9 protein-coding genes are annotated in these 12,003 nt (G+C 63.6%); 8 read left to right on the forward strand and 1 reads right to left on the reverse strand.

What is annotated here, in order from left to right:
- Positions 1-255 precede the first annotated feature (255 nt).
- The 5 genes from gmk (at position 256) to ACVOLL_RS03065 (ending at position 5,694) form a co-directional block, all read left to right on the forward strand.
- Positions 256-876 (forward strand): guanylate kinase, encoded by a 621-nt coding sequence (gmk, locus tag ACVOLL_RS03045; RefSeq protein WP_481511529.1) that lies wholly within the window; start codon positions 256-258, stop codon positions 874-876.
- A 124-nt stretch (positions 877-1,000) separates the two neighbouring features.
- A complete protein-coding gene (gene rpoZ / locus ACVOLL_RS03050; protein ID WP_282271463.1) occupies positions 1,001-1,300 on the forward strand; it encodes a DNA-directed RNA polymerase subunit omega in 300 nt (99 codons plus the stop codon).
- A 106-nt stretch (positions 1,301-1,406) separates the two neighbouring features.
- Positions 1,407-3,566 (forward strand): RelA/SpoT family protein, encoded by a 2,160-nt coding sequence (locus ACVOLL_RS03055; RefSeq protein ID WP_282271461.1) that lies wholly within the window; start codon positions 1,407-1,409, stop codon positions 3,564-3,566.
- A 383-nt stretch (positions 3,567-3,949) separates the two neighbouring features.
- Positions 3,950-4,582 (forward strand): FABP family protein, encoded by a 633-nt coding sequence (locus ACVOLL_RS03060; protein WP_481511530.1) that lies wholly within the window; start codon positions 3,950-3,952, stop codon positions 4,580-4,582.
- A 728-nt stretch (positions 4,583-5,310) separates the two neighbouring features.
- Entirely contained in the window at positions 5,311-5,694 is a 384-nt protein-coding gene (locus ACVOLL_RS03065; RefSeq protein WP_057629049.1) for a RidA family protein, read from the forward strand.
- Positions 5,695-5,750: 56 nt separating this feature from the next.
- On the opposite strand, the gene ACVOLL_RS03070 is transcribed toward ACVOLL_RS03065, so the two are convergent.
- Positions 5,751-6,788, reverse strand: a complete 1,038-nt coding sequence (locus ACVOLL_RS03070) for an AraC family transcriptional regulator (protein ID WP_481511531.1) — start codon at positions 6,786-6,788, stop codon at positions 5,751-5,753.
- A gap of 117 nt (positions 6,789-6,905) precedes the next feature.
- On the opposite strand from ACVOLL_RS03070, the gene ACVOLL_RS03075 reads away from it, so the two are divergent.
- From ACVOLL_RS03075 to ACVOLL_RS03085, 3 genes are read left to right on the forward strand one after another with little or no spacing between them, the layout of a single operon-like run.
- The gene (locus ACVOLL_RS03075) at positions 6,906-8,141 is read left to right on the forward strand and encodes a parallel beta-helix domain-containing protein (RefSeq protein WP_481511532.1); all 1,236 of its coding nucleotides are present in this window, start codon (positions 6,906-6,908) and stop codon (positions 8,139-8,141) included.
- A 9-nt stretch (positions 8,142-8,150) separates the two neighbouring features.
- A complete protein-coding gene (locus tag ACVOLL_RS03080; protein ID WP_481511533.1) occupies positions 8,151-9,341 on the forward strand; it encodes an SO2930 family diheme c-type cytochrome in 1,191 nt (396 codons plus the stop codon).
- Between the two features lie 42 nt (positions 9,342-9,383).
- On the forward strand, positions 9,384-11,819 hold the full coding sequence (locus tag ACVOLL_RS03085; RefSeq protein ID WP_481511534.1) for a TonB-dependent receptor: 2,436 nt from the start codon (positions 9,384-9,386) through the stop codon (positions 11,817-11,819).
- Positions 11,820-12,003 lie beyond the last annotated feature (184 nt).

A 12,003-nucleotide genomic window follows, 5' to 3' on the forward strand; every position in this document is an offset into this window, starting at 1 on the left:
CCCCCCCCCCCCCCCCCCCCGCCGCGGGCGGGGGGGGGCGCCCCCGGCCCCCCCCCCCCCTCGCCCCCCGCCCCCCCCCCCCCCCCCCCCCCCCCCCCCCCCCCCCCCCCCACTACAGGTGTTGCTCCAGCTGAGCAAGGCTCGGCTCTACAGGTGTAGCCGCCCCCCGTGGCAATTGGGGCCATCAACCCTCGATCCTGCACAGACCGGCCCACGCCGGTACAATGCCGGGCCATTCCGACGTTGGCCCACCGCATGCGTGGCACCCTCTATATCGTCGCTGCCCCATCCGGGGCCGGCAAAAGCAGCATCGTCAACGCCACTTTGGCGCGTGACCCGCACATTTCGCTGTCGATCTCCTTCACCTCGCGGGCCATGCGCCCGGGCGAAGTGAACGGCAAGCACTACCACTTCGTCCCGGCCGCCGAGTTCGAACAGATGATCGCCGCCGGTGATTTCTTCGAGCATGCGCTGGTGCATGGCGACTGGAAGGGTACAGCCCGGCAGTCGGTGGAGCCGCAGCTGGCGTCCGGCAAGGACGTGCTGCTGGAAATCGACTGGCAGGGCGCACGGCAGGTGCGCGAGAAGGTGCCGGGCGCGGTCAGCGTCTTCATCCTGCCGCCGTCTCGGCAGGCGCTGGACGAGCGCATGCGCAAGCGCGGCCAGGACAGTGAGGCGGTGATGGCCCAGCGTTTGGCTGCCGCGCGCGAGGAAATGCTGCATTACGACGAGTTCGACTACGTCATCATCAACGAGGATTTCGACACCGCCGTCGGCGAAATGTGCTCGATCTTCGCCGCCAGCCGGCTGCGCTGCGAACCCCAGCAGCAACGCCACGGCGAGCTGATTGCCTCGCTGCTGGCCCCTGAAAACTGAGCAAGTGCTTGATCCACAAGGGGCTGTTCAGGCCTTGACTTGATTCCAGGACCGGTCTGCCCCTACAATCCGTCCCCTTTCCCTCATTCGATCGAGCGGCCGTTGCAGGTCGCCGGGAGCCCGCATGGCCCGCATTACCGTAGAAGATTGCCTGGAAGTCGTTAACAACCGTTTTGAGCTGGTCATGATGGCGTCCAAGCGCGCCCGTCAGCTGGCCAATGGTGTCCAGGCGACGATCGACAACAGCGAGAGCGAGGACAAGCCGACCGTGTTGGCGCTGCGCGAAATCGCTGCCCGTCGCATCGACAACGAGCTGATCGAGGAAGTCGAGAAGTCCGAGCGCGAGCGCATCGAGCGTGAAGCACTGGAATGGGCAGCCGCCGAAGTGGTCGCCGACGAAGACATGTCCAAGAACGACGATTGATCGCCTCTCTGGCATCGATTGATGTTGTCTGCAAACAGCCCGCCAAAAGCGGGCTGTTTGCGTTGTAGGAATTGCCGTGGAACGCCTGCTGGCATAGTCTTCTGACATGAACCCAGGCCCTTCCGCCCAGGTAGCCACGCCCGCGGGCGGGGTGGTACCTGATTACGTACTGCAACTCGAACGCGCAGCCAGCTACCTCCCCACCGAGCAGCTGCCGCTGCTGCGTCGTGCCTGGGAGGTCGGGGCGGCCGCGCACGCTGGCCAGACCCGCAAATCCGGCGAACCCTACATCACCCATCCGGTGGCGGTTGCGCGCATCCTGGCCGAGCTCGGGCTGGATGTTGAAACCCTGATCGCCGCGATCCTGCACGACACCATCGAGGACACTCCCCTCACCGGCGAGGAGCTGGCTGCCGAGTTCGGCCAGGCCGTGGCCGATCTGGTCGAGGGCGTCACCAAGCTGGACAAGCTGAAGTTCCGCGACCGCCAGGAAGCAGCGGCGGAGAGCTTCCGCAAGATGCTGCTGGCGATGTCGCGCGACCTGCGCGTGATCATGATCAAGCTGGCTGACCGCCTGCACAACATGCGCACCCTGGGTGCGCAGAGTGCCGAGGCGCGGCGCCGCATTGCCACCGAAACACTGGATATCTACGCGCCCATCGCCCAGCGCCTGGGCATGAACCTGATCAAGTCCGAGCTGCAGAACCTCGGCTTCCGCGCGCTGTATCCGTGGCGCCACGCCATCATCGAAAAACACATCCGCAGCCAGCCGGTGGTGCGTCGTGAGTCGATGGCGCAGGTGGAAGTACAGCTGTCGCAGCGCCTGGCGCGCGAAGGGCTGGAACACCGCCTGATCAGCCGCATCAAGACGCCCTGGAGCATCTACACCAAGATGCGCGAGGAGAACAAAAGCTTCGACCAGGTCATGGATGTCTTCGGCTTCCGCCTGGTGATGCGCAACGTGCCCAACTGCTACCACGCACTGGGTGGCGTGCATGCCGCGTTCAAACCGCTGGACGGGCGCTTCCGCGATTTCATCGCCATCCCCAAGGCCAACGGTTACCAGTCGCTGCACACGGTGTTGTTCGGGCCGTACGGCTCGCCGATCGAGGTGCAGATCCGCACCGAGGAAATGGACCTGATCGCCGAGCGCGGTGTGGCCGCACACTGGACCTACAAGTTCGGTGGCGACGGCCCCAACAGCGCGCAGAGCAGGGCGCATGCGTGGATCGTCGAGTTGATCGATTCGCAGCGCACCGCTGGCTCCTCGCTGGAGTTCCTGGACAACGTCAAGGTCGATCTGTTCCCGGACGAGGTCTACCTGTTCACGCCCAAGGGCAAGATCCTGGCGCTGCCGCGCAACTCGACCGCGCTGGATTTCGCCTATGCCGTGCACACCGACGTGGGCAACCGCGCGGTCGCCTCGCGCGTGGACAAGAAGCTGGTGCCGCTGCGCACGCGCCTGGTCAGCGGGCAGACGGTGGAAATCATCACTGCGCGCTCGGCTTCACCCAAGCCGCAGTGGCTGGAGTTCGTGGTCAGCAGCAAGGCGCGTACCGCGATCCGCCACCAGCTCAAGCAGCTGGAGCACGAGGACGCCGTGCAGCTCGGCCACAGCATGCTCGACCGCGCGCTGGAAGCGATGGACAGCTCGATCGAGCGGCTGCCGAAGGGACGGCTTGATGCCTTCCTCAACGAACACCGTTACCCGCGCCTGGAAGCCTTCCTGGCCGATGTCGCGCTGGGCAACTGGATGCCAACCCAAGCTGCGCAAGCACTGATGTCGTATGCCGAACTGCGCGCCAGTGGCGTTACCCATCGCGCCCAGGAGAAGATCCTGATCAACGGCAGCGAGCGTGGCGTGGTCAGCTTTGCCAACTGTTGTCAGCCGATTCCAGGCGACGACATCATGGGTTACCACACCGCCGGCAAGGGCATCGTCGTGCATCGGCTGGATTGCCCGAACCTGGCTGAGCTGCGCAAGACACCGGATCGCTGGGTGCCGATTGGCTGGGATACCAGCGTGGTCGGCGACTACGACACCGCCTTGGTGGTCGAGGTGGAGAATGGCACCGGTGTGCTGGCGCAGCTGGCTGCCGCCATTGCCCACAGCCATTCCAATATCGAGCGCGTGGATTACCTGGACCGCGATTTCAACGCCGCGGTGCTGTGCTTCAACATCCAGGTCCGCGACCGCAACCATCTGGCCGAAGTAATGCGTCGCCTGCGCCGCCTGCAGGTAGTGCAGTCCGTCCGCCGCCAGTAGGTAGTGCCGAGCCATGCTCGGCAAAGGCCTTACCGATGTTGTTGTAGGACCGGCGTCAGTCGCGAAGCTGACGCCGCTGAGATTACGGACGTGTCTGTAATCTGCTCGATCATGAGCTTCGCGGCTGACGCCGCTCCTACAAAACCACGTCGGGTTCACCAGTAGCGCCCAAGCCGAGCATGGCTCGGCTCTACCTGTATTCGACTATCCACACAGCTTGTGTCCTGCTATCTACACAAGTTGTGGATAACCGCGCGCAGCCCTTGCGCTGCGGCCCTCTGCAAAACATGGTGATATTTTGTCCATCACTTGTGGACAGGTGAGGGTGAGCCTATGGCGTGTTCTGCGTACCATGGCCGGGATCTCAACAAGGCTGTATCCCCATGACGACGTTCCCGGAAGACATCTATACCGAACCCACCGCCGATACCGATACCCTGGCCAACCTCGGGCCACTGGCGCCAATGGCCGGTATCTGGATCGGCGAGCGTGGCATGGACGTCAATCCCAAGGCTGATGGCCCCGAGCGCCAGGCCTATATCGAACACGTTGAACTGCAGCCGATCGACGCGCAGCCGAACGGGCCGCAGTTGTTCTACGGACTGCGTTACCACACACGCATCCACAAGCCCGGTGAAGTGGAGACCTTCCACGACCAAGTTGGTTATTGGCTGTGGGAGCCGGCAACCGGCACCGTGATCCAGACGCTGACCATCCCGCGCGGGCAGACCGCGATGGCGGTGGGCAAGGCGGCGCCCGATGCGAAGCGCTTCCGCTTGCGCGCCGAGCGTGGCTCGATGACCAATGGCATCAGCTCCAACCCGTTCCTGGAACACGCATTCCGCACCGACAGCTACGAGATCGAGGTCACCATCAACGATGACGGCAGCTGGTCCTACGAACAGGAAACGATGCTGGTCATTCCAGACCGCAGCGAGCCGTTCGCCCACACCGACCGCAATACGCTGCGCCGGATCGGCGAGCCAACGCCCAACCCGACCGCACAGGCTGCGTAGTACCGAGCCATGCTCGGCAACGGCTCTACCGATAGGTAAGGGCACTTGTGGGAGTGGTGTCAGCCACGAAGCTGGTGCCAATGAATCGAGCAGGCATGCCGCGCTAGCCGGATGCATCATCTGCTTCGCGGCTGACGCCGCTCCCACAAACCCAACAGCTGGTTCTTCGGTAGAGCCCCAGCCGAGCATGGCTCGGCTCTACCTGTATTCCGCTATCCACACAGACTGTGTCCTGCTGCATATACAAGCTGTGGATAAGGCCGCGCAGCCCTTGCGCTGCGGGCCTCTGCAAAACATGGTGATATTTTGTCCACGACCTGTGGATGACTCGAATGTAGTGCCGAGCCATGCTCGGCAGGAGCTCTACCGATATAGCGGAGGGACTTGTGGGCGGGGCGTCCCCCGCGAAACTGGCAGCAATGAATCGGTGCTCATGTCTGCCAGTCGGGTGGATCGGTAGCTTCGCGGCTGACGCCGCTCCCACAAGATCACATCGGGTTTGCGTGGAAAGCCCCAGCCGAGCACGGCTCGGCTCTACCTGCTTTCGGCTATCCACACAGCTTGTGCCCTGTGATGCCTACAAGTTGTGGATAAGCCTTTGCAGGCCTTGTGCTGCAACGCTTTCGAATCGTTGGTGATTTTTTGACCAAGGCCGGCCCAGCCCGGTCAGCTGCCCGCCAAGCTGGCGACGCTACAATGGGCCACCTTTTTCCAGACTGGAGCTGTCCATGTCCCGCCAGATCATCAACACCGCCAATGCCCCGGCCGCCATCGGCCCGTACTCGCAGGCCGTGCGCGCCGGCAACACCGTGTATTTCTCCGGCCAGATTCCGCTGGACCCGGCGACCGGTGAAATCGTCGCAGGTGACGTCACCGCGCAGGCCCGTCGCGCCTTCGACAACCTCAAGGCCGTGGCCGAGGAAGCCGGTGGTTCGCTGGACAAGATGGTGCGCCTTGGCCTGTACCTGACCGACCTGGGCGAGTTCGCCAAGGTCAATGCGGTCATGCAGGAGTACTTCCAAGCCCCGTTCCCGGCCCGTTCGACCATCGAAGTGTCGGGCCTGCCGAAGGGCGCCGCGTTCGAAGTCGACGCGATCATGATCATCGACTGATCCGCTGCGCGGATTCGGTGGTGAAGCAGATGCCCGGGAAACCGGGCATCTGCGTTTCAGTTTGGCGGCAAGCGGGTTCCGCTCGGGGTCTGCCCGGTCCAGCGCTTGAAGGCGCGGCGGAACTCGCGCGCGTCGTTGAAGCCCAGCTGGTTGCCGATCGCGGCGACGGCGAGCTCCGGGTCTTGCAGCAGTTCCAATGCGCGCTCGGTGCGCACGCGGTCATGCACCTCGCTGAAGCTGGTTTCCTCGTCGGCCAATTGCCGGCGCAGGGTGCGCTCGCTGAGGTGCAGGGCCAGCGCGATTTCGCTCATCTGCGGGTTGTCACGCAGCCGTGGCCGTAGCTGGCGCTCGACCGCAGCAGTGGTTTCGCCGCGCGAGGCCAGCGTTGCCAGTTGCGCGTGGCACATGGATAACGCCTGCTGCGAGGTCACCGGGTTGTAGCTGGCAAACGGTAGCTGCATCCAGCGCTGCTCCAATACCAAGGCGTGGCGTTGCTGGTTGAAGCGCAGCTCACAGCGAAACAAGGCCTGGTACTGGTCGATGCAGGCCGGTGCCGGGTAGCCCAGTTCCAGCCGCAGCGGGCTGAACGCGTTGCCTGCCAGTTCGCGGCCCAGCATCACGATGCTGGAGAACATCTCCTCGCAGAGGAACTGCAGCAGGTCGTTGGCTTCATCCGGCGCGGTAGCGACGATGGCCAGGCTGTCGCTGCCGCCGTCTTCCAGGGCCAGGCTCATCAGCGGGCCGAGATTGCGCTGGTAATCCAGCCCTATCCGCACCGCGTCGCCAAACGTGCGTGCGGTCTTCATCGCCAAGCCGAGCAGGCCGAAGTTGCCACCGTTCTGGTTGCCGCCCATGGCCAGGCCGACCCCGTCGATGGGGAAGGTGGGCAGGGCGCGGCGTATCACCTCGATTGCCTGCCGGTAGGAAATGCGGGCACTGGGATCGTTGAGCTGCGCCGCGCTCAATTGCAGCCCACTGAACCAGTTGTCGCTGCTGACGCCGCGTTGCTCGGCCAGCAACAACAGGCCACAGAGCATGTTGGTTGGAACGTTGGCGATGCTCAGGCGGTCGCCGCCGCTGATCCTGCGATGCATTCAAGCCCCTCCAGCTTGTCCGCTTTGCCCCCCCAAGTATGCCGTTCTTGCCCTTCGCGTGAACACTGCCTGAAGGCCAGACTGCGCCCAACATCTGCCACCGTATGGGAGCACGTCATGCAGCGCAGCATCACCTGGGCGGTTTCCGCCACCTTGGCCGTCATGGTCGTCGGCTGCCAGAAGCAGGCCGAACAGGCACCAAGCGTGGCTGCGGCCGACGGGGCATTCGCGGCCACGCTGCAGGAGCGCCTGCTCGACGCCAAGCCCGGCGACGTAATCGACATCCCGGCCGGTCGCCACCAGTTCGAGCGCAGCCTGAGCCTGCGCGCCGATGGCGTGACCATCCGTGGCGCCGGCATGGACCAGACCGTGCTCAGCTTCAAGGGGCAGAAGGCCGGTGCCGAAGGGCTGCTGGTCAACGGCGACAACTTCACCATCGAGAACCTCACCATCGAGGACTCCAAGGGCGACGGGCTGAAGATCAGCGAGTCGGAGAACATCACCATCCGTGGGGTAAAGGTGCAGTGGACCGGCGGCCCCAGCACCAAGAACGGCGCCTATGGCATCTACCCGGTGCTGACCAAGAACGTGCTGATAGAGAACACCATTTCCATCGGTGCGTCCGATGCCGGCATCTACGTGGGCCAGTCCGATGGGGTGATCGTGCGCAACAGCCGCGCCGAGCAGAACTTGGCCGGCATCGAGGTCGAGAACACCCGCAACGCCGACGTCTACGACAACGTTGCCACCGGCAACACCGGCGGCATCCTGGTGTTCAACATGCCGGGCCTGTCGCAGCAAGGCGGCAATATCCGCGTGTTCAACAACAAGGTCATCGCCAACAACCACGAAAACTTCGGTGCCAAGGGCACGCCGGTGGCCAGCGTGCCTGCCGGCTCGGGCATCGTCATCAACTCCAACGATGACATCGAGGTGTTTGACAACGAAGTGCGCGACAACGCCACCACCAACATCATCGTCTCCAGCGTGTATTCCACTGGCTACAAGGACAGCAGCGCCTCGCCCAATTTCGATCCATATCCGGAACGCATCTACATCCACAACAACACCTTGTCCGGCGGCGGTGATTCACCCGACGGATTGGATCTGAAGGCCTTGAAGGTGGCGATGTATGGCCTGACCGGCAACTTCCCCGACGTGCTGTGGGATGGCTATTACAACAAGGCGCGGACGGTGGATGGGGTGAAGGTCGGTCCACAGATCTGCCTGCGCAACGTCAGCGGCGTGGTCAACGCCGACGGTCCTGGCGGCTACAAGAATCCGAGCAAGGATGCGAAGCCGTTTGAATGCGATCTGCCGCGCCTGCCGGCCATCGACTTGAAGCGTAGTTGAGGCCTGGGCATGCGCAATCTGATGGTGCGGGTGATCGTGTTGGTCAGTGCCTTGCTGATGCTGGTTGCCTGCGGCAAACCCGCCGCAGTGCATTTCTTCGAGCAGGGCCAGCCGGCGACGCTGGATGAGTGGCATGTGCTGCGAATCCGCGATGGCAAGCTGTCGCTCAATGAAGGTGTCGTACCGTATGACCTGAACACACCGCTGTTCAGCGATTACGCGCACAAGTTGCGCACGGTATGGATGCCGAAAGGGCAGGCTGCCGGCTACCAGCCCGAGCATGCCTTCGACTTCCCGGTCGGCACCATCCTCAGCAAGACGTTCTACTATCCGCTGCCGGCCACAGGTGCCGCTGATGGAAAGTCGGTGGCGCGCACGCCACCGTCGCAGTCCTCGTTGCGTGAGGAGAGCCTGGACCTGTCCAAGGTGCGTCTGATCGAGACCCGGCTGCTGGTCCACCGCAAGGAAGGCTGGGTTGCGCTGCCTTACGTGTGGAACCAGGAACAGACAGAAGCGACCTTGCAGCGCACCGGCGCCAGCGTTGATCTGGAGCTGGTGGCCGCCGATGGCTCGCGCGAAGCGTTTGCCTACCAGGTGCCGGACCAGAACCAGTGCGGCGGTTGCCATATCACCGATAACCGTTCGCGCAAGCTGCTACCGATCGGCCCCAAGGCGCGCAACCTCAATCGCGATTTCGACTACCTCGGCGGCCGCGACAACCAGCTCGCGCATCTGCTCAAAATCGGCTATCTGAAAGACCTGCCGGCATCATCAGCACAGCTGCCGCGCGCGGCCGATGCCACTGATCCTGCCGCGCCGCTGGACGCGCGTGCACGTGCCTATCTGGACGTGAACTGCGGGCATTGCCATAGCCGCACCGGCCCGGCCATCACCTCCGGCCTGTGGCTGGACGCACCCACCCGGGATCACCTGAAACTGGGCATGTGCAAGCAGCCGATCGCAGCGGGCAAGGGCACTGGCAACCGCCGCTACGACATCCAGCCGGGCGATGCGGATGCCTCGATCATCGCCTACCGCATGGACAGTGATGACCCGGCGGTGATGATGCCCGAGGTCGGGCGGGCGGTGGTGCACAGCGAAGGCGTGACCTTGATCCGGGAATGGATCAACGCGCTGGAAACAAACTGCGACACGGCTGGCGAAGGCCAGCCCGGCAACACGGGCCCGCCGGCGGTCTGACGCCGGCATACACCTCACTGCGTGGGAGAGAACGCGATGCGAGTGAAGCAACGGAATCTGGTAGTCGGACTGCAGCGGGCCTTGGCCGGGCTGATGGTAGTGGGGGCAGTTGCCCCGGCAATGGCACAGTCGGCGACGGAGGATGCTGCCACCACGCTTGATCGCATCACCGTCACCGCGCAGAGTCGGCAGCAGGAAATACAGGACGTGCCGATTGCACTGCAGGTAGTCGACCAGAACCTGCTCAACGACGTGGCCGCCGAGAATCTTGGCGACATCGACTCGCTGGTGCCGGGACTGGTGATCAGTGCGGTACAGCCGACCCAGCCATCGTTCCGGCTGCGCGGGGTGGAGACCGACGACTTCGGCATTGGTACCGATCCGGCGGTAGGCATCTTCGTTGATGGCGTCTACGGCGGGCGTGGCGGCGGCGTGTTGCTGCCCTTCGTTGATGTGGAGCGTATCGAAGTGCTGAAAGGCCCGCAGGGCACTCTGTTCGGCCGCAACACGGCTGCCGGTGCGATCTCGCTGGTGACCCGGCGCCCGCAGGCGCAGACCGAGGCGCGCGCCACCGTGCGCGTCGGCAACTACGGCAAGAAGTACGCCGATGCGATGTGGAACATCCCGACCGGTGACAATTCGGCATTTCGCTTCAATGCGCTGATCAACACCAGCGATGGTTGGTTCCAGGACGGTGCCACCGGCAAGGACCTGGGCGGTGAGAACGTCTGGGCAACCCGTGCGGCCTGGCAGAGCCGCTTCGGCGACAACACCACCGCCTACATCACCTGGGACCACGAAAGCCTGGACCAGAACGGCCGCGTCACCACCGGCATCGTGCCGTTGCCGGCCTATCCGGCGCGGCCGCCAGTACCGGTGGACCCGGACGACTATCTGGACCCGCGCAAGATCAAGACCTATAGCGATGCCGACAATGCCGAGTGGCGTACCTTCGACGGCGTCAGCCTGATCGTCGACCACGCGCTGTCCTGGGGCAATTTCACCTCCACCAGCTCCTGGCGCAAGTACGACTCCACCAACCACACCGAGGAAGATGGCACCAATCGCTTCGACCTGTATGTGGACTCGAAGAACACCGAGAACAATGAGACCTTCTACCAGGAGTTCAAATTCTCCGGTAGCAATGAACGCTTCGATTGGGTGGCCGGCGCCAGTTACTTCAACGAGGACGCGCGCCAGACCAGCGAGGTCAATACCAATACCGAGGCGGTGGACAACATCGTACGCAACATGGGTATTGCACCAACGCCTGATGGCAGCCTGTTTGGGTTCACCTCGTTGTTGGCGCAGATGAACGGCATTCCGATTTCGCTGGTCGGCGAGAAATGGAACGAGCGCTTCAGCAACACGCTGGGCACCACCTCGTACGCCGCGTTCGGTGATGTGATCTGGAAGGCCACCGATCGCCTCAACCTGACCTTCGGCCTGCGTTACACCCGCGACGAGAAAGACTTCACCTGGCTCAACGGAACGCGCAATGCGCCCGGCCTCGAAGCCAAGCTCGGTACGCTGGAGGCACTGGGCTTCTTCCAGGCGCTGGCTGGCATGGGCATCCCGATCACCCGCGAGCTGCTGACCTTCGACATGGCCTTCATCGACCCGCCGGCCATGGTCAACAAGGGCAAGCTGGTGCGCGACAAGAAGAGCTGGAGTGACTGGAGCCCGCGCTTCGTCGTCGACTACCACCTCAACGACGACACCATGGTGTTTGGCTCGCTGGCCAAGGGCTACAAGGCCGGTGGCTTCAACGCACTGCAGATCGGCCCCGCGTTCGAGAACGAGGATGTGTGGAACCTGGAAGTCGGCCTGAAGCAGAGCTTCGATCGCTTCTCCTACAACGTCTCCGTCTTCCACTACCAGTACGACAACCGCCAGGCGATCCGCCTGATCGATCCGGACCCGAACAATCCCGTCGATATCCCGGTCTACGTATTCGACAACAGCGACCTGCAGGCCACCGGTGTGGACTTCGACATGCGCTGGAAGGTCACCGACGGTCTGACCCTGGATGCGGCGGCCGAGTGGATAGATTCCAAGTACAAGAATTACGTGACACCGGAAGGTGTGGATCTTGACGGTGCACCGACCGGCGAACCGCGCTTCACCGCCTCGGCTGGCGCGGTCTACATTGCCGATCTTGGCGGCAACGGCCAGCTGCGCTTCTCGCTGCGCCACGCCTACCGCGGCGCGCAGCGCTGCAACGCAGGCTCTGATCTGCAGGGGGACTGCGGTATCAGCAAGGTGCTCAACATCGGCGAATCACAGCAGCGCACTGATGTACGCGTGGGCTGGACCTCGCCGCTGAAACACTGGAACTGGGCGGTGTACGCCAACAACGTGTTCGACAAGCAGTACGTCCGCGGCCTGAACACCTACGGACGCGATCCCCTGGGCGTAGTCGGCGCAACCATCACCGACCCGCGCACCTACGGTCTGGAAATGACCGTGAAGTTCTAGCAGAGTCGCCTGCGCAAAGGGCTCTCCTCTCCCGCTTGCGGGAGAGGGGGTGGGGGTGAGGGCCTGCGCGCCACGTACAGCCAACTTAACAAGGCGCCAATCGACAACACCGCAGCAAACCATCACTTGGGGAGTAGGAAACCCCGGCGTCCAACCACGCCGGGGTTTCTGTTTGCGGCGCATG

Source organism: Stenotrophomonas sp. STEN035, assembly GCF_056759935.1.